General features: G+C 57.5%; 13 protein-coding genes and 7 pseudogenes. 4 read left to right on the top strand and 16 right to left on the bottom strand.

Going from position 1 to position 18,835, the window contains the following annotated elements; all coding sequences use genetic code 11:
* Positions 1-8 precede the first annotated feature (8 nt).
* Positions 9-1,038: pseudogene (locus CCGE525_RS35715) on the top strand (IS110 family RNA-guided transposase).
* A gap of 211 nt (positions 1,039-1,249) precedes the next feature.
* Here CCGE525_RS35715 and CCGE525_RS35710 read toward each other — a convergent pair.
* Positions 1,250-2,271, bottom strand: a pseudogene (locus CCGE525_RS35710) (IS110 family RNA-guided transposase).
* Between the two features lie 72 nt (positions 2,272-2,343).
* Here CCGE525_RS35710 and CCGE525_RS35705 point away from each other — a divergent pair.
* Positions 2,344-2,911: pseudogene (locus CCGE525_RS35705) on the top strand (IS630 family transposase); the annotation flags it as partial.
* On the opposite strand, the gene CCGE525_RS35700 reads toward CCGE525_RS35705, so the two are convergent.
* Both CCGE525_RS35700 and CCGE525_RS38660 read right to left on the bottom strand, forming a co-directional pair.
* The gene (locus tag CCGE525_RS35700) at positions 2,874-4,010 is read right to left on the bottom strand and encodes a GMC family oxidoreductase (protein ID WP_120709020.1); all 1,137 of its coding nucleotides are present in this window, start codon (positions 4,008-4,010) and stop codon (positions 2,874-2,876) included. The pseudogene CCGE525_RS35705 and the gene CCGE525_RS35700 overlap by 38 nt on opposite strands.
* Positions 4,011-4,036: 26 nt before the next feature.
* Positions 4,037-4,276, bottom strand: a complete 240-nt coding sequence (locus CCGE525_RS38660) for a hypothetical protein (protein ID WP_162950429.1) — start codon at positions 4,274-4,276, stop codon at positions 4,037-4,039.
* A 50-nt stretch (positions 4,277-4,326) separates the two neighbouring features.
* Between CCGE525_RS38660 and CCGE525_RS39990 the strand changes: the two genes are divergently transcribed.
* Together CCGE525_RS39990 and CCGE525_RS35690 are read left to right on the top strand one after the other, a co-directional pair.
* Positions 4,327-4,587, top strand: coding sequence for a helix-turn-helix domain-containing protein (locus CCGE525_RS39990; protein WP_425375934.1), 261 nt, complete (start codon positions 4,327-4,329; stop codon positions 4,585-4,587).
* A 635-nt stretch (positions 4,588-5,222) separates the two neighbouring features.
* Complete coding sequence (locus tag CCGE525_RS35690; protein WP_120709019.1) at positions 5,223-6,041, top strand: maleate cis-trans isomerase family protein; 819 nt, start codon at positions 5,223-5,225, stop codon at positions 6,039-6,041.
* 189 nt (positions 6,042-6,230) lie between these two features.
* Here CCGE525_RS35690 and CCGE525_RS35685 read toward each other — a convergent pair whose 3' ends face one another.
* From CCGE525_RS35685 to CCGE525_RS39980, 13 genes and pseudogenes are all read right to left on the bottom strand, one after another.
* Positions 6,231-7,388: an iron-containing alcohol dehydrogenase gene (locus tag CCGE525_RS35685; protein WP_120709018.1), complete on the bottom strand. Its 1,158-nt coding sequence runs from the start codon at positions 7,386-7,388 to the stop codon at positions 6,231-6,233.
* Between the two features lie 158 nt (positions 7,389-7,546).
* Positions 7,547-8,431: a polysaccharide deacetylase family protein gene (locus CCGE525_RS35680; protein WP_120709017.1), complete on the bottom strand. Its 885-nt coding sequence runs from the start codon at positions 8,429-8,431 to the stop codon at positions 7,547-7,549.
* Between the two features lie 288 nt (positions 8,432-8,719).
* Positions 8,720-9,667, bottom strand: a complete 948-nt coding sequence (locus CCGE525_RS35675; protein WP_120709016.1) for an SDR family NAD(P)-dependent oxidoreductase — start codon at positions 9,665-9,667, stop codon at positions 8,720-8,722.
* A gap of 162 nt (positions 9,668-9,829) precedes the next feature.
* The gene (locus CCGE525_RS35670) at positions 9,830-10,615 is read right to left on the bottom strand and encodes an SDR family NAD(P)-dependent oxidoreductase (RefSeq protein ID WP_245472392.1); all 786 of its coding nucleotides are present in this window, start codon (positions 10,613-10,615) and stop codon (positions 9,830-9,832) included.
* Positions 10,616-10,957: 342 nt separating this feature from the next.
* Positions 10,958-12,670 carry a recombinase family protein gene (locus CCGE525_RS35665; RefSeq protein WP_245472391.1) on the bottom strand — a complete coding sequence of 571 codons (1,713 nt, stop codon included), beginning with the start codon at positions 12,668-12,670 and terminating at the stop codon, positions 10,958-10,960.
* Positions 12,651-13,190 (bottom strand): DUF5372 family protein, encoded by a 540-nt coding sequence (locus CCGE525_RS39985; protein ID WP_425375933.1) that lies wholly within the window; start codon positions 13,188-13,190, stop codon positions 12,651-12,653. Before CCGE525_RS39985 ends, CCGE525_RS35665 begins: the two co-directional genes overlap by 20 nt.
* Positions 13,159-13,560, bottom strand: a pseudogene (locus CCGE525_RS35660) (ATP-binding protein); the annotation flags it as partial. The pseudogene CCGE525_RS35660 and the gene CCGE525_RS39985, both read right to left, overlap by 32 nt.
* Positions 13,561-13,683: 123 nt before the next feature.
* Positions 13,684-14,421 carry an IS21-like element helper ATPase IstB gene (gene istB, locus CCGE525_RS35655; RefSeq protein WP_120709014.1) on the bottom strand — a complete coding sequence of 246 codons (738 nt, stop codon included), beginning with the start codon at positions 14,419-14,421 and terminating at the stop codon, positions 13,684-13,686.
* Positions 14,422-14,433: 12 nt separating this feature from the next.
* A complete protein-coding gene (gene istA, locus CCGE525_RS35650) occupies positions 14,434-15,963 on the bottom strand; it encodes an IS21 family transposase (RefSeq protein ID WP_120709013.1) in 1,530 nt (509 codons plus the stop codon).
* Between the two features lie 194 nt (positions 15,964-16,157).
* Positions 16,158-16,418: pseudogene (gene istB, locus CCGE525_RS35645) on the bottom strand (IS21-like element ISRsp2 family helper ATPase IstB); the annotation flags it as partial.
* Positions 16,419-16,429: 11 nt separating this feature from the next.
* Positions 16,430-16,962, bottom strand: a pseudogene (locus tag CCGE525_RS35640) (Mu transposase domain-containing protein); the annotation flags it as partial.
* A gap of 59 nt (positions 16,963-17,021) precedes the next feature.
* Positions 17,022-18,149, bottom strand: a pseudogene (locus CCGE525_RS35630) (IS3 family transposase).
* 392 nt (positions 18,150-18,541) lie between these two features.
* Entirely contained in the window at positions 18,542-18,760 is a 219-nt protein-coding gene (locus tag CCGE525_RS39980) for a dimethylsulfonioproprionate lyase family protein (protein WP_162950428.1), read from the bottom strand.
* Positions 18,761-18,835: the final 75 nt, after the last annotated feature.

Here is an 18,835-nt window from a genome sequence, read left to right as displayed (position 1 = left end):
AGACTCGCATGAAACACTATGTTGGCCTGGACGTATCGCAACGGGAAACAGCCGTTTGTGTCGTGGACGAGACCGGAAGACCGATCTTCGAAGGTAGGGCTAAGTCGAATCCCGGAGCCTTGGCAGAGCTGATCCGGAGGAAAGCGCCGTTTGCGGAACGCATTGGCTTTGAAACTGGAGCTATGTCGAGCTGGCTGTGGCATGAGCTCAGGCGTATCGACCTACCTGTCGTCTGCATCGACGCACGGCACGCGAAAGCCGCATTATCGGTGCGCATGAACAAGAGCGACGAGAATGATGCCCGAGGCTTAGCGGAGCTGGTTCGCATCGGTTGGTACAGGGAGGTGAAGGTCAAGAGTGCCGAGAGCCAGCAGGTTCGCTCCCTGCTCGTAACCCGCTCGCGCCTGATCGAAATAAGACGAGCGATAGAAAACCAGATACGAGCAATGGTGAAGGAGTATGGACTGCTCTTCGATCGCGCCATTGGATCGATGTTCCGGCGTAAGGTGGCGGAATTGGTCGATGCCGAACACGCTCTCAAAGATGTCATCGCCCCGCTGCTTTCCATTCATGAACAAGTTTGCGGCGAACAGGAGAAGCTCGACAAGCGGATCGCCGCTCTTGCACGCGCCGACGAAACAAGCCGTCGGCTGATGACCGTGCCAGGCATCGGCGTCGTCACAGCGCTGACGTTCCGTCACACCATCGACGATCCGAGTCGGTTCCGATCGGCCGCGACGGTTGGCGCATATCTCGGTCTGACACCCAGGCGAAAGCAATCTGGGGAGAGCGACACGAACGGCAAGACATCGAAATGGGGCGATCGACTGTTAAGAACGTATCTGTTCGAGGCCGCGTCGGTCCTGCTGCACAGGACGAAGAAATGGTGCACATTGAAGGCGTGGGGGCTGCGGCTAGCGAAGCGCATCGGGATGAAAAAGGCCAAGGTCGCCGTTGCCCCGAAAGCTCGCTGTCATCCTTCACTGCATCTGGGTCGACGGCACCACCTTTGAATGGAGTGCTCAGAAAACCGCTTGAACTAAACTCGAGTTTGCAGGCCCTAGACGGGGTCTGCAATGTCCCCGCCGGGACGGTGGTTGCGGTGACTTCGGTCAATCGGCTGATGGCCCAACAGGCACATCGATGGACACGTTGAAGCACTCGATCCGAACAACATCATGAGGCAACGACCTCGGAAAGGACCATGACCCCGGCAAGGATGTTGCAGGCGCTTGACAAACACCCGCAATTAAAGGGCCGATTGACAAAAAGATGTCTCCTTGCGTAAAGCGGCCCAGGCGATGCGTGCCAGCTTGTTGGCCAACGCCACTACCACGGCGTTACGGTGTACGCCTCGCTCGATCATTGCCTCAACCATCGACCCATCGGCGTATCGCTCTTCGAAAGTGATGGGAGTGCCGCACGGGCGCCGTGGATCAGCAAAGTTCGTAGATACGTATTGCCGCGCTTCGATATCCCGAGCAGCCGAGGTTTGCCGCCCGTGCTGTATTGCCTCGGAACCAATCCAAGCCAGGAGCCGAGGTCTCGGGCCTTGGCAAAGCTGCTGGCATTGCCCACTGCCGCGACCAAAGCCGTCGCGTTGAGCACCCCAATGTCAGGGATCGAGGTTAACCTATGTGTGGCGGCATCGTTACGAGCCAGTTGGACAAACTCGTCGTTCAGCGCCCCAATCTTCGCGTCGAGCTCCTTCCATTCAGCACGCAGCTCGCAAATCAGCTGACGCATGCGCGCCGACAAGCTCTCATTGCCCTCGGAAAGCATACAATCCAAATCAAGCTCGAATCTTCGCCGGCCCGCCGGGAAGATCACCCCGCGTTCCAGCAGGATCGCCCGCAACTGGTTGAGGAGGTTCGTTCGTTCGGCTACGAGGCGCGAACGCACCCGATGCAACGTCTGGATGTCTAACTGCTCCTGGCTCTTGAGTTCGACGAAGCGCATTGTCAGTCGTGAGGCGGCCTCCGCGATCCCCTCGGCATCGCGGTCATCATTCTTCTGCGCTTTGATATATGGGCGAACGTATTCCGGCGACATCAACCGGATCTGGTGGCCTTGCGCCATAAAGAGGCGTCCCAGTTGATGCGCACCGCAGCATGCTTCCATTGCGACCACACAGGCCGGAAGCTTCGTCACATAGTCGATCAGCGTCTGTCGGCGCATTGTTCGACGAACGACCACCGCACCGGCCGCGTCGACGCCAACTATGCTGCAAGAGTTCTTGCCCAGATCAACACCGAGGATAGCAATAGACATTCGCTCGTTCCTTTCTCCTTCCGGATATCAGCATCCTACTCGATGCTGGGTGAAAGGGCGGGCCATTCCATAAACTTCCCTGCCGCAGTGGCGGAAATTGCCGCCGGAACCGCCAAAAGCAAAAGAATAGAGATCTGGTTCCAGGACGAGGCTCGCATCGGCCAGAAGAACAAGATCACGCGCCGCTGGGCCAGACGCGGAACGCGACCTTCAGCGCCGCACGATCAGCGCACGAGATCGGCCTACATCTTCGGAGCGATCTGCCCCGAAGCATGGCAAGGCAGCCGCTCTCGTCATGCCGTGGTGCGACACACACGCCATGACCCAGCATCTGGCCGAAATCGCCCGCCATGTTGCCGAAGACGCCCACGCCATCCTCATCATGGATCAGGCGGGCTGGCACATGTCCAACAACCTCGTCGTGCCCGAAAACATAACGATCCTACCGCTCCCGCCGAAATCGCCAGAGCTGAACCCGGTCGAAAACCTCTGGCTCTTCATGCGAGAGAACTGGCTCTCCAACCGTGTCTTCAAATCCTATGACGACATCGCCGCCCATTGCTGCGACGCATGGCGAAAGATCGAAAGCCAGCCTTGGCGCATCATGTCCATCGGGCGAGAATGGGCAAATGGGTTTTAATCAATGAGAGGCCGTATGAGTCCATAGGAGCGGCAACGATACCGGTTAGCTCGTAGTTCAGGCGGCTGTACCTACTGATCTGCTTGGCACGCCCGGTCCAAGCTGTTGGGAAAGGGGCAATGGCTACGGAGGACAGATTTGAATCAAACAATAAACGCGAGATGAAGCAGAAGGCCGACTTCAATCTATCGAAATCGCGCTCGTCACTAAGCATATTGAACTGCACGTCCGGTCCTATGAGGTGCGACGGGCCCTTCAGCCGCACCGATCCCGTTGAATATGAACGATTGACCCAGAAATAGAGGGACCCGAGCGCAGGCGGATGTAGTGCGCTTGCGCTAAGCGCGACGTTGGCGCCCTCGTAAGTCACGCGGCCCTCTTTGTTCTCCGTTCCAATGCCGGTGATTGCCCCGTCGACGGAAGTAAGCTTGGTGACCGTCGTGTCAGCCAATATTCGAAGATTATGACGCGCCCTTACGGCCGATGTCAGGTAACCCATGGCCGCAGAAACACGCTGCCCATTTCGGCTTGTCAGCGGAACGACTGAGTGGCCGTTCATGAATTCACCGTTGAAATCGGACACGAAGGGAATGCCCTTTCTAAGGTAGGCCTCAGAGACGGCTTTGATATAGCCGGTCCAATCGCTCCGCTTTATGCGCTGAATCGGCAGCGGGCCGTCCTGGCCATGGTACTCGTCGTCGAAATCAAGATCGCTTTCCAGACGGCGGAAGAAGGGTAACACGGATTCCCAATCCCAGCCGGTCGCTCCGCTCGCTGACCATTCGTCATAATCGGCCGGCGCACCCCTGTTAGCCACTTGCGCATTGATACTGGAGCCTCCACTAATTACTCTCGCCTGCTCGTAATGCTCGGCAGCACGGTGGCCTTGCTCCATGGTTGCGTCGAAATCTTTCCATTGGTAGCGGGGATTGAAGTAAGCTCTCGTTGGGTTACCGTCAAGAATGTCGTCAGGGACGGAATCTGGCGGAAAGTCAGCTCCCGCCTCGACCAGGAGGACGCGCTTGCTGGCATCGGCCGAAAGTCTGTTGGCCAAAACGGTTCCAGATGACCCGCCACCCACGATAATGAAGTCGTACATGAGATTGCCTCACGCGCCCACTAAGGTTATTGCATTGTCAAACCTGTGACACAGCGAACCAGCGCCGTGTTGTGCGGGATTCCTGCGCAAGCAATTTTTGATTGCAGCTTTTGTGCGCCGGACGAAGGAAAATCTGGCAAACGCTCTATAGCCGCTTGCCGCTCAAGTGCAGCCGCATAGGGCGTAGCAGATGAACAACTGTATGGCCGGTCAGCAAAGGGATAGGTGCGTGATATTTTCCAAAGCGCATCATGCAGCAAACTCACACTTTCTCCACATTAGTTTCCGGGCAAAGCGTCCATCTTGACGAGCAGACATGATGAACATCAACACTCCAGAACCTTTACCGACACTGGGTCTCGATTTCCTGCGGACATTCGTTCACATTGTAGAGCGTGGGAATTTCACTTTGGCGGAGGTTGCGATGTCGCCCACCACGTCAGCTAAATCCATGCAGATCAGGAAGCTAGAGGAAATGCTGGGCGTCGATCTCCTCTGGCCCTTTTCAGCCGGCTCCGCTTTTAGGGCGTTGTATAACGCAAGGTTAGGAGGACCACCACCATCAGCGCCGCGATGATTAGCCGATGACAGGACCGTTACCTGAAGCCGTGGCCACGTTTCTGAGAGCTGTCTCAAGATGCCAGGCGACATCAGGCTTACTATATCGTCAGGAGCCTTAATCTGGATTATGCCGTTCATTTCGGGGATGACGAAAAGTGACACGACCTCGTCGTTGAGCGCGAGGATGCGCTTTGCATATGGAAGGAGGATTTCGTTCTGTCGCGTCAGTTGCACGGACCGAGCGTCACGCAGACGTCACTGCCCGCGTAATCGCTGTTGCCGACTTTCTTCGCAGTGGGCTTGCCAAATATTGCAGCCGGCCGACCGGATCTGCGGTGCAACTTTAGATGGTTGTACCACGCGAGTGTTCAAAGGCCCCAAGGTACACGGTTCCGGCTGGGGGCCGGAGCGGTTGCCTGGCCGCGTCTGACCTGCTGCTCCGCATTTTAGCGGAGTTCATGAAGCGGATGCGCCGTATTTCTGCGTCGCTTGCCAAAAATTGCAGCGAAACCTATTCGTCTTTCCCTAATAATAGGTGGCCACAACGTGGTATCACGACACACGTAAAAGTTGAGGTTCTGGCCAATAAGATGACCAAGTCCAAGCGGTCTTAGAACAAATCATTAATATGATCGGGAGTGAATTAGAAACATGTCGGCAGGTGCTTCGAAAAGTGTAAAAAAAATCGGTGCCATTGTACCCGTTTCCACTCGCAATCCTATTCCGTTCGAAATCATAGATGATGCTTTGATCTCGAATTGGCTGGTGGAGCAACACTTGGCCAACGTCGAGTATAATTCTGTGCAGACACCCGAGCCTGATACTGAAATCTATGACTTCCGATATTATGAAGGGCTAGCAGACGAAAGTCTACTGAGGGCGGCCGCATTGAAGTTGGGAGAAGCAGGATGCAATTCGGTCGTATGGGGGTGCACCTCAGCTAGCTTTCTGAAGGGGTTAGACTACGCACGGAACCAAGCGCGATTGCTGGCGGAAAGTGCCGGCGTGCCGGCAACGAGTACATCGATCGCGTTTCTGGCAGCGCTCGACATCCTGGGCTCAACAAAGGTAGATGTGCTATTGCCCTATTCACCTGAGATAGCAGAAAAACTTGTCATATTCCTCTCTGAAGCTGGAATCAGCGTGGGTAGCGTGTGGCACATGAAAGCACCCGCGCGCGGAAGCTTTTTCGAAATAGATATTGAAAGTGAACTGGCCCGAGTCTCATCAACGCTAAGCTCTCACGATCCAATTCTGCTTCCTTGTACAGCAATTAGTTCGCTGGCTCGCATCGAAATTCTCGAGAACGTTTCAGGGCGGCCAATTATCACCGCCAACCTGGTGACAATCTGGCATGCGCTCGTGTTAGCCGGGGTCAAGCCAAGTATTACTGGCGCGGGGTCGTTTCTACGGGCGTATGCCAGACAACTTGCTGGCCTTCCGCTTGGCCGGGCACTTAAGCGATCCTGATCTCGTCAAGACTGCCTCAGGTCTGGTCGGTATTGTCTCCTCTTGCCGTAGCACAGTGTCCTAGTTGGGGCGAAGCGCTGCAACGCCTGTTGATGCCGCGCGGAATTGATCCGTAGACGCGAAATTTCCATTGAGAAAGCTTCAGCTTTTGTCCGCCGTCCGACCCTTCTCAAGTTTTCAGGCAATTCGTCAAAGTGCTGCGCGATAGATCGCGAAGGCGTCGCCTTCCGTCACGGCTCGCGGGTTATTCACCAAGAGTCTCGTTTGTTTCATCGCATCCTTTGCTAGACGGGGCAACTGGTCCTGAGTGATATCCACTTCACGCAATGTCTGGGGAAGGCCGCAGTCGCGGCTAAGCGCGCCAAGCGCATCGCAGAAGGCGGCTACCCGCTCACGACCTTCGAGTACTGCGAGTGCGGGAAAGGCATGAGGCACGAGATCGACGTATGCCTCATGCGCGGTCGCGGCATTGAACCGCAAGACGTGCGGCAAAACGAGCGCATTGGAAAGGCCATGTGGAATGTGAAAGTGCCCGCCGAGCGGATAGGCAAGCGCATGAACTGCAGCGACCGGTGAGTTGGCGAATGCTTGGCCAGCCAACATGGAGCCAAGCAACAGATCACTGCGCGCCTTCTCGCTTTTACCATCGCGAACAGCGTCGAGCAGTGAGCCGCTCAAGAGTTTCAGCGCCTGGATTGCGAGCGATCGGGAAATCGGATTGTTGTTCGCATTGGTCGAGGCAAAGGCCTCAATGGCGTGAACCATGGCGTCTATTCCCGTGCTAGCAGTAACGCTCGAAGGAAGGTCGTAGGTGAGCTCCGGATCGAGCAAGGCTACGTCCGGCAGGAGGATAGGTGAGACAACGCCCATCTTCTCTGAAGTGCCTGTCGTCACGATGGAAATAGGTGTCACCTCGGAGCCCGTTCCCGCCGTAGTTGGAATGAGAATTAGCGGTAGGCGCGGACCCATGGCATTCCCGACGCCGTAAAGGGCGTTAAGCTCTTGTCCGCCGTTCGCCAACACTGCGACAAGTTTGGCTACATCGAGAGACGAGCCGCCGCCCAACCCGATGACGCCCGCGACGTCGGAAGAGCGAGCCATCTCAGTTGCGCAATAAATAACTTCCTCAGGAGGATCGGCTTTGACCTTCTCGAACAGCAATACCTCCACACCAGCAGCACTCAAAATTTTCACTGTGCGCTCGACAATACGAGTCTTCATCATGCCAGGGTCGGTGACTAAAAGCACGCGCGTTCCGATTGTCGAGCGGGCAATATCACCGAGCTTGGCGACAATTCCGGTACCGAACTGGATGCTCTTAGTCGTGTTGAAGATGAAATGGGACATGAATTTTCGGCCTTCAGTTTGGGGACGCAGGAGGACGTGGAGCTTCGGGAACACAGGCTGAAGAGCGCGTCCTTGTTAAGACGTTCATCTTTTCACGCGTGACGCTATTCGCAATTGGAGCGGGTCAGTGTGAGGAACTATTCCCGCCCCTCTCAGGACTACAACGCCGCCGACACATGTTCGGCCACTTGTCGGTGGGTTGCGAACCACACATCGCCCTTGGCTTTGGCGGCAAGGATCAGTTCTTCAAGGATCCAGATTCTCGAGCGATAGCCAATAACGTGGGGATGCAGCGTGAGTTGGAACATCTCCCCTTCCTCGTATGCCCGCTCAAACTCTCGCATGAAAATCTTCAGGACATCATCCGGCGCAGGACCATACATGTTGGCAGTCGGCCAAAGATATGCGGCGTCATCTCGAATCCATTCGACGGGTATTTCAACAATGCCTGTCCGTTCGCCTCGCTCCAGCAGTTCATAGCAACTATCATCGGCCATCAAGGATGAGTCATAAGTCAACCCCATCTCACGGGCAATAGAAAGCGTCTTTTCAGAGAAGTCCCACGCCGGCGTGCGCATTCCGCACGGGCGAGCGCCCGTAATGAGTTCGAGCGCCTCTGCGCTGCGCAACATCAAATCGCGCTCGTCCGCTGCAGGGAGTTCTGAATTGCGCTCGTGAATCCAACCATGCAGACCAACTTCATGGCCTTCTTCCGCGATCGCACGTTGCTCTTCTGGGTACAGCTTTGCAGCGACGGCCGGGACAAAAAAAGTCGCCATGACATCGTGCTTATGGAGTAAAGACATAATGCGCGGCATTCCGCGCCGATGCCCGTATTGCCCCCAAGATAGACGAGCGATGGATTTTCCACCGTCTCGCAGTTCGTTGGTTTCATGATCCACGTCGAACGACAGAGCGACAGCACAGCGCTTGCCTTCCGGCCATGGTGGCGTCAATCGCTTGCCTGCGCGGACTAGGTTGACGCGGTCACACCACTGATTATCAGGCCACTGCCACGGTTTCGAATTTTCTGCTTCCGTCACAATGATCCTCCATCGTATCGCGGCTGGGCAATTTTTCGCCAAATGCTGCGCGAAAAATTTGGCGCCGGAACCGTCGTGCAGTCGCTTGATCTCTGCTTTGCATACCGCTTGCCCATCCTAGTGGGTTCTAAGCGGTCGGATGCCAAAGAGCATTCGCTGGTCGCGGCCACGCTGGGTTTGCAAGGCCAATGATGAGCGAGTCCCCGGCGATCCCTACAACTCGAACAACTGACTTTCCCGTATCGTACGCCCCGCCATGTCCGGATAGGTCAATTATTGCCCAGAACACTAGGTGACAGCTTTAAATATAGACTCAAGCTCCGCCATTCCAACCGGAAGCTGTCGCTGCTTCAACTCGCGATCGAACGCCGCAGTGATCTTTATGAAGGTCCAGTCGTCATTAAGAATTGGCAGTGCAATGGCAGGATGAGACATGAGCGAAAGCTTCTTACCTTCGGTGCGGACCACCTGCCCATGGACTCCAGAGGCTAGATCCGAAAGAAGGAAGCAGACAACCGGCGCATTGCTCTCTGACGATGGAAACACGGTCTGCTCGGAATCTAACTGCACAGATTCTGGGAGATGCTTGCTCCGGTAACCAGACCATTCCTCGTTCATGCGGGTTCTTCCGACCGGGGAAATGGCATTAACCCTGATTGGAGTGCCGGAAGTTTCCACCGCCCAAGCGTAAGTCATGGAGGCTACCGCGCCCTTGGTAGCACCATAAGCTCCCATCGCCTCTTCTCCCATCTCAGCTCCGGAAGTGACATTCACGATCGAACCGGCGTTTTGACGGCGCATGTGTGTGATAGCATGGGCTGCGCAGGCCAATGTTCCCATAACGTTTACTTCCAGCATGGCGCGCGCATCGCTTTCACTCTGCTCTTCGAGCCGTGCCATCCGAAACAGCGCAGCATTATTGACGAGGCCATCAATCCTACCCCACTCCTCAACGCACGCGTCAATGAGCTTTCCTGCTTGATGCCATTGACTGATATCTTCCGAGTTCGCCAAAGCTATGCCACCGCGCTTTCGGATTGTTTCGCAGGTCTCGTCGGCACGCTTGCCATCAATGTCATTGACCACGACCTTAGCGCCGAGGTTTGCGGCGGCAATCGCGCATGCGGCTCCAATGCCTTGGCCAGCGCCGGTCAAAACAACCGCCCTGCCCAGAAGCGGTTTTCCTTCTGTGATGCCGGGCTCTATGACGGACCCGCTCGCCGCGTGAGATATCATATGCTGCTTCCTTTAATGTTGCGGTTGGATATCCCGGCCCCGTGAACCTGGTTGTCTGGGCCGCGTTATTGTGTGCTTAGACAGACTGGGAGCAGGTTTCTTGTTCGGTGAAAGAGTCAGCTCGGCTGATACTCGCCTTGATAATCGGCCATATTGGAACAGTTATATTTCACCAATCGGATACTCGCGCGGGAACCTACCCATAGCCCATCCTCCATCGACTGTAAGGACCTGACCTGTGATAAACGATGACTCGTCGGAAGCGAGGAACCGCACTGCAGGAGCAATGTCTTCCGGCTTGCCCGTTCTTCGCATAGGCGCCCCGTCAATCATCACATGCCGGTACCATGCGTCTGCATAAATATGTTCCGCGGTTCGGCCGTGCTCGATAACGCCTGGGGCGACCGCGTTTACACGTATCCCATTAGGTCCAAAATCGGTTGCCATCTGGCGCGTCAATCCAAGGACAGCTGACTTAGAAGTTGAATAGCCGCACATGCCCGGCACTCCCACCTCCCCATAAACGGACGAGACGTTCACAATCGATCCACCTCTAGTCATCATCTTTGAAACGGCCCAGCGCGATAGGCGAAACACCGCTACGAGATTAACGTCTAGGCAAGTCCGGAACTCATCTTCGGAGGCAGTTAGTGCGTGACCACCGTCGCGGCCAAGTCCCGCATTGTTCACAAGAATGTCGAGGGATCGGCCAGCGTCACGGAGGAGCGCATCTAAACGGTCTGGCAAGGTGGGGTCCGTAACGTCGGCTTCCAACGTCAAAATGGCCTCAGCAGAATTCGCTGGATTGATTTTGGAAGTGTCGCGATCAACGACTATTGCGCATCCCCCCGCCGAGCAAAAGGATTCAACTATAGCCCAGCCAAGATTTTGAGCTCCTCCTGTGATGACAGCCGTTCTTCCTTTTAAGCTACCAAATTCATGACTCAATGTAGCCTCCCCAAAAGCCTGCTCTACGACAAGCAGCCCAAGTCTCGCGATATCTGCTCTATACGATAGCGCCCGCCGGATTGCGGAATGGGGCGATGTGACATTGTGATCGGCAGATAAGCGGCTCTTTTCCGCGTAAAGCGCAGGAAATCCCCGCGACGACACACTTAACGCAGCAGCGGAAACAAAGAGGCATCGGTCACCAAGGGCTGCGCTCGGACAGGCCGGATTATGCGACATCACTACCAGAGCTTCTTGAACCTGGCCCGGATTTCAGCACTCCACAACTTCATCGAGACGGATTTGGGCTGGCGCGCGCGCACCCCCTGACTGATCTGCGGATTAGAATGTAATTTCGGGCAAGTTCGACGCCGGCCTACCGTAAGCGCGCGTTTCAGTGCACGTCGCTCCCGTTTGCCACAGGATCTTGATCCAGACCTGGCCCCGCAGGCGCTTTTGGTCGAGAACGACCTCGCAGATGATGAGGCGCAGGATGCTCTTTCGCTCGGCCGCTGTGGTTGATGGGGCATGCCAGATGCCAGGCAGGTTCTCCCCAAGTGCCAGTAACCCGTCGCGATCTGCCTCGCTCAGGACGAGGGGCTCGTCGGACCGCCATCGTTCATAGTCCTGCTCGATGGCCTCGGCTGCACGCAACTTTTCCTCCCATCCGCGTTCCAGCGAACGGGCCACCAAGCGGTTCTCAGGCTCGACTGCATCATATTGGCGCCGTGCCCTCTCCGCCTCGTAGCGCGCACGTTCGCGCCGCAGAGCCCATTGACGCTCGAGTTGATGTGCCTCCTCTTCCATCTGGCCCAGTGCGGCGACGGCGATCGCGATCCTATCCGGCGTCAGAGCCTCGAGTAGAATGCTTTCGACGCGTGCATCGACCGGCAGAGCGCGCACCTCCTGACATAACGGCCCTCCGTCGTGGCCGCGGTCGGCGCGGCACGTGTAGACGGGATAGTTTCCGGCAGGGCCGCTATAGCGCAAACTCATCCGGCGACCGCACCGCCCGCAGACAGCGATGCCCTGCAGCAGTGCGGCGCCCTTGCGCGGCACGCCCGAATGGCCGGCTTCGTAGCGGTTGATGTTGTTCTCCAATCGCCGTTGATTCTCCATGAATTGCTCCCAGCCGATGTAACCAGGATGGGCCGCTTCCAAACAGACCTCCCAGTCCGCGATGGGGACCTTAGTCGTCCGCGGACGATAAACGTCCTGACGAACGCGTCCGCCAGTCTGCCGCCGCCGACCATAGACATAGGCCCCAGCATAGCCGGGATTATGGAGAATGCTGAGCACGCGCGGGTTGCTGGCCTCACGCCAAACCACTTCGTGCGGCGCCGGACCACGAAGGGGGCGCATTGGCAACGGCAAATTCTCCTTGCGTAGATAGCGCATCACTGCCCGCGCGCTTTCCAATTCGCGGAATTTGCTGAAGACCAGACACAACCTTGCCTGCACCTCCTCATCGGGATTGAGAATGATTTGGCCCGAGCGGTCATGAGCCAACCCGGCGGGGAGGCCAAGGCGCAATTCGCCGCGTGCCGCTTTCTGGCGCTCACCCTGATGAAGGCGCTGCTTAATCTGGCGCAGCTCCGCTTCGCACTCATGATGCCGGACAAACCCAGCAGCAGGCGGTCGTGATAAGCGCAGGGATCGTAGAGCCGTTCGCCGTAAGCGATGATGACGCCAAACAATGAGCACAGATCGAGAAGTTGATGCCAGCCAGTCACGGTTATTGCGGGCAAGCCGGGAGGCGTCGAGGCTGATGACAAGCCCCGCGTTTCCAAGCCCGATCTCCGCGATTAGTTTCTTGAAGCCCTCTCGCTCGACGCAGCCCGAACCGGACTTGCCGAGATCTTCATCGATGACGTGCACGCGTTCATGTGGCCAGCCAAGAGCGACAGCACGATCGATGAGACGATACTGCAACTCCGTGCTCTCCTGATGATGCCGTACTTGGTTCACGGAAGACTGGCGGACATAGATGTAGGCGAGCTTGCCGCGATGCTCGGCCGTGACGCGCTCATCCGGGCTATTCGTCGCTCTCAGCATGCCGAGCTACCTTTGTCGGCGCGCGTATTGACCGCATCCGCATCAACAGGGGGCAAGTTTTCGAGCGACTTGTTTCCGCGTCTCCGGCGGCAAATCGAGCCACGGACGCGGGACTGTCGTGCTCGGGGTCTGAAGTTTTACGAGGGACTGAGACGCTACGCGGTACGGTTTTGATTGCACGTTCATCGCGAATCACCTCCTTGGAACGTGAGGTAACCATGCTGTTTAAATGGCGCATCAATGTGAGCAGGGTTCGAACGCTGATGCGAGGCGCCGACTTCGACTCGCTCCGCGCTTCCGGCGAAGCGGCTACAAGATCGGTTGCTGATCGGCGAATTGAACGGCGGCGTCCGTCAGGTAATCGAACGACAACGAATGCCGCACCGCGTCCGGACTGGACTGACACCAGCTCAAGACGCTGACCCGCAAGGCCGTGGCGTGGGTCAATGATAGTCACGTGATGCACTACCCCGTCGACAATAGGGGCAGTCTGCGATGCTTGGTTCGGCGCTAATGTCATGCCAGCTTGCCACTGGAACCTGGGCTGTGATCAGGGTGGATTTTCTCTGATATCGTTCCTCGACGATTTCGAAGAGATAGAACCGCTGCTGATCGGTGAGCGTATGGGTTCCAAAGTCGTCGAGGATGAGGAGCTGGACGCGGGTGAGCTTGTCGATGAGGCGGGGAAAGGAGCCATCGAGGCGAGCAAGCGCGAGATCCTCGAACATGCGCGGCACGCGCGCATAGAGCACCGAGTGACCGAGCCTGGCCGCTTGCCTGCCGAAGGCACAGGCCAGCCACGATTTGCCGGTGCCGGTATGGCCGGTGATAATCAGGCCCTCATGGGCGGTGAGCCATTGCCCCTGGGCCAGCGCCATGGTGTTGCGTGCCGATTCCGATGAAGCCGCCCCTTCGTTCCGAGATGATTGCGCCCCTTGATTCCGGGATGATCTCGCCCCCTGTTTAATGGGGTCTGCAGGCGATGATTGTTGTCATTTCATTCAGACGACGTGTCAAGCTTTGCGCGGCAGATTCCGGCGCAGACTATCGCCGCTCAATTCGATGCGATGGGCGTTATGAACGAGGCGATCCAGAATCGCGTCGGCATAAGTTGGATCTCCTATGACACCATGCCATGCCGACACGGGAAGCTGGCTGGTGATGATCGTGGATCGACGGCCATAGCGATCTTCGAGGATTTCGAGGAGGTCGTGACGGGCCTGATCGTTGAGCGGTTCGAGACCCCAGTCGTCTAGGATCAGAAGCTGAACATGGCCCAAGGTCCGTTGCAGCCGGGCATACCTTCCATCGCCACGAGCGAGCGCGAGCTGGGCAAACAGCCTTGGGACACGTTGATAAAGAACGGAACGATCATCTCGGCAAGCCTTGTGGCCGAGCGCACAGGCTAACCAGCTTTTTCCGACACCCGAAGGTCCGCAAATGGCCAGATTGTCATGAGCGTTGATCCAGTCGCCGCCGAGCAGCTTCATGAAGAGCGCGCGATCAAGGCCGCGCTCGCTGCGATAATCGACGTCTTCCGGGGGCGCCTGGTGGCGAAGCTTGGCAAACCTGAGGCGTGCCGCAAGCTTTCGATCGTAACGGGAGCTCCATTCCCGTTCGAGCAGCAGTCCGAGCCATTCGGCGTGCGACAGATGTTCGGCTTCGCCGTTGGCAACGAGTTCGCTAAAGGCCTTTGCCATGCCGGCCAGGCCCATGGCATTCAATTTATCCAGTGTTGGATGAGCAAGCATCTTTCGTTCTCCTTAGTGGTAATAGCGGGGTCCGCGGATGTTCTCGTGATGGATCGGTTCATGCGACGCCGCACCATTTGAGGCAGCCGTTCGGTCGAGGTGGTTGTCGAGGATGGAGCGTACCGAGCCATAGGTCCTTGCCCCGATCTCCAACGCGCGGCTGCAGGCGGCATTGACCCTGTCGCGGCCAAAGCTCTTGTTCAGGCGGATGATGCCGAGACAGGCTCGAAAGCCCTGCTCGGGATGCGGCCTGTCGGCAAGAATGCGCTCGCACAACAGCGCAACATCCGGCCCCATCGCAGAGGCTTCGCGTTGAATCCGTTCGATCGTCCAGTCGGCGAAGCGGCGATGCGCCGAAGGCATATGGTCGGGGATCGTCGTGTGCTTGCCATTGCCGCTGGAGCGCCGGTGAGCGGCAATTCGCTCGCCCTTGTGGAAGATCTCGATCGTATTGGCGGTGATGCGAGCCTCGATCTGCTCGCGGGCGAAGCGATAGGGAACGGAATAATAGTGCCGCTCGATCTCGACGTGATAATCCAGCCCGGCGCGCCGGATGCGCCATTCGGCAAAAACATAGCGCTCCACAGGCAATGGTCGTAAAGCCGGCTGGTCAAGCTCCTCGAACAATTGGCGGCGGGTAACGCCGACACGGCGCAGGACGCGCTTGTCGTTGAGGTCATGAAGCAAGTCGCCGATCGCCGCATTGACCTCGGCCAGGCTGTAGAAGATGCGATGGCGCAGCCGGCCCAACAGCCAGCGTTCGACGATACGAACCGCAGCTTCCACTTTCGCCTTGTCGCGGGGACGTCGCGGCCGCGTCGGCAGGACGGCGCTGCCGTAGTGGCCCGCCATCGCACAATACGTCCGGTTGACCTGGGGATCGAAGTGACACGCCTTGATGATCGCCACCTTGGCATTGTCGGGAACCAGCAAGGCTGGCGCTCCGCCAAAAAACTCCAGCGCCTGGATATGGCATTCGATCCAGTCAGGAAGCGTCTCGCTCCAGCGCGCATGAGCGTGTGACAGGCTCGACGCGCCCATAACCGCCACGAACAGGTGGGCCTGTCTCGTCTTGCCGGACAGCCGATCAACGATGACGGTGACCGTGTCGCCGGCGTAATCGACGAACAGCTTGTCGCCGGCCGCATGATCCTGCCGCATCGTCACCGGCAGCTTCATCGCCCAACCGCGGTAAAGGTCACAGTACCGACTATAGCGATATCCATCAGGATAACGGCTGATGTATTCGTCCCAGAGGATCTGCAACGTCACATGCTTGCGCTTCAGCTCGCGATGGACGTGCGCCCAATCCGGCTCAGGAGCGCGACGGTGCCCCGTCTTCGTCCCGGCCGCTTTGTAAAGCGCCGCTTCCAGAACTGCGTCACTGACGTCGTCACCCAGAGGCCACGTCAGCCCGGCAACCGCCGCACGCCGTAGCGTCTCACGCACCGTCGAGGGCGCAGCCCCAACCCGCACCGCAATCGACTTGTGCCCAAGTCCTTGCTCGAAGCGATATCTCAATATCTCGCGGACACGCCGCATCTCCAGTCTCTCCGCAGGCATCCCGTTCCTTCCTCGTCACAGTCGAAGGAAGAAACTTCACACCGGCAGAACACCCACGCCAGATGCCTTCCAAAGGGGGCGGCATCATCTCGGAATAAGGGGGCGACTATTTCTCGGAACTGGGGGGCGACATCATCTCGGAATCAGGGGGCGGATTACCTCGGAATTTGCATGTTGCGCCGGTCGAGACCACGGGCCGCGGCGAAGTCGATATCTTCAATGCAGGCCTGGGCGAAGCGTAGCTTGGCGGAGGCGAGCCGGTTGCGGATGCGCTTGTCGGCACGCAGGGTAACTTCGCGATCGAGCATTAGGCCGAGCCACTCATCGCGGCTGAGCTCATTGGTGCTGGACTGCTCGGTCAATTCGCGCCAGGCGGCGGCCATGCCGGTGAGCCCGAGGGCCTGCATCTGGTCGAGGGTGGGGTTTGTCAGCATTCTTGCTTCCTTCACTGATAGTAGGATCGGCCACGGATATTGGTATGCGCAGGTGTGGCGGCCGCATGTTCAGCCTGCGGTCGAGGCCGGATTTGAGGATGGAGGCGACGGAGGAATAGGTGATGGCATTGATGGTGAGCGCCCGCTCACAGGCCGCATCGAGGCGTTGCGATCCATAGCGCGGTGCCAGTGACAGAATGCCCATGGCCGAGCGGTATCCTTGTTCCGGATGCGGCCTGTCGCGCATCATGCGTTCGACCAGGATGGCGGCATTGGGGCCGATCTGGGTCGCACGGCCGATCAGATTGGCTGGCGTGGTGTTGGCATAGCGCTGATGCGCCTTGGGCATATAGTCGTTGACAGTGACGTGGCCGGAACGCTGGGAGCGGCGAACATGGCTGGCGACACGCTGGTGATCGTGAAAGATCTCGACCACCCGGTGGGTGAGCCGCACCTGGAGGGTGCATCCAATCAACCGATGTGGCACCGAGTAGAAGGTCTTGTCGACCTCGACATGATAGTCCGGATGAACCTTCGCCGACTGAGTTGGCTCGGTTTGTCTGAACAGTTCCGGGCGTTTCGCTAAGTGGATTTCCGCCTCGATTATGCTGCTACCATCATCGGTGTCAGCGCGTTGAAGTAAGCCTGATCCGGCGTCTGCCGGTCAAGCGATGAATGTGGGCGTCGTTGGTTGTAAAAGCTTATATAACGACCAATTCCGGCACGAGCCTCCGGCACGCTTTTGTAGGCATGGAGATAGATCTCCTCATATTTGATCGACCGCCAGAGCCGCTCGACGAAGACGTTGTCGCGCCATGCGCCCTTGCCATCCATCGAGATTTCAATCCCGGCCTTCTTAAAAGTCAACGGAGGTGAACTGCGATCCCTGGTCGGTATTGAAGATCTCTGGCCTGCCATATCGGCAAAGAGCTTCCTCGACCGCCTCGATACAAAAAGCCGTCTCCATCGTGATCGACAGCCGCCATGAAAGCACTCGGCGACTGAACCAATCGACGACGGCGCAGAGATAGACAAAGCCCCGCGCCATGGGGACGTAGGTCAGGTCCATTGCCCATACCTGGTTGGGTCTGGTGACCGCCAGCTTCCTGAGCAGATATGGATAGACCTTGTGACCAAGTGCTGGTTTCGACGTATTCGGACGACGGTAGATCGCCTCAATGCCCATCTTCTTCATCAGCGTCGCGACGTGAAGCCGCCCCGCGACAAGCCCGTCGGCCTTCAAAAGCCCTTGCAACATGCGACTTCCGGCGAAGGGATAATCGAGATGCAGTTCGTCAATCCGCCGCATCAGAGCCAGATCGCCGTCTGACGCAGGACGCGGCGAATAATAGACGCTGCCACGGCTGAAGCCGAGAAGCTTCGCCTGGCGAACGACGGACAGTTTGTGCTCGCGATTGATCATTTCTTTCCGCTCAGCAATCCGGCTTTGCCGAGCGCACTGGATAAAAAATCATTCTCTAACGTCAGTTCCCCAATCTTGGCGTGCAGGGTTTTGACATCGACGGTCGGAGCCGCCGGTTCCGCTTTGGCGTCATCGCCGAAAACGCCCGTCGCCCCCTCAAGGAGCTGGTCTTTCCACTGCTTGATCTGATTGGCATGCACGTCGAACTGCTGGGATAATTCCACCAGCGTCTGTTCGCCCCTAATGGCGGCAAGCGCCACTTTCGCCTTGAAAGCCGGGCTATGGTTCCGGCGCGGTCGTCTTGTCATGGTATCTCCTGTTCCCGGCATCTAAGCCGAAGTCAGGCAGAAATTCCACTTATCCTTGCTGTCCAAATTTCCCGAGCCAGCTCTCATCGTCCCTACCGGGACCGGCCTACCTAAGCAACGTAAATGCACTTAGATGTCACTTTACCGTGTCGATGCCGGTCCCGGTTTGCAAGTTGGGCGTCGACCTTCGCGCCCCTCTTCACAGGACGGAAAACTCCGAATGAACACGTTGCATTGCACTGTCATTCTGCAGATCAGCTACCAACCAAGTGTTCGCGTCACCGGTCGCTCACTTTTTCGCACCAAAGCACGAGTCTAGGTCCATTGGTGCAACGAAGCGCCAGTTTGCTGCCAACGTCAGCGAAGAAAGTCTTGCCAGCGCGATGCGGCTTTCAAGAGTTCTCATCCGATCGAACTTCCATGGGTGACAAAGCAGCGAAGGCTCCAAGAAAGCGTCTACGATGATTAGGATATCTCGTATAGGCCATTGCGGTAACTCCCAGATGAATGTCGCCCCGTTGTTCGACACCATCAGGCCCAGCAATGCGCGTGGCGTGGCCTTCGAGAAAGTTGATGCTGGCATAGAGCCCTGTGTGTTGCTTCGGTATCACCTAAGTCGAGAAGCAATCGCTTCAATGCCACGGCAACCGCCGCGACATCCCCTCCCCCTGGCTCGCGTCGCCAAC

The sequence above is a fragment of the Rhizobium jaguaris genome (genome assembly GCF_003627755.1).
Classification (GTDB): domain Bacteria; phylum Pseudomonadota; class Alphaproteobacteria; order Rhizobiales; family Rhizobiaceae; genus Rhizobium; species Rhizobium jaguaris.
The sequence above is the reverse complement of the archived record's forward strand: the minus strand, read 5'-3'. Positions and strand labels throughout refer to the sequence as shown.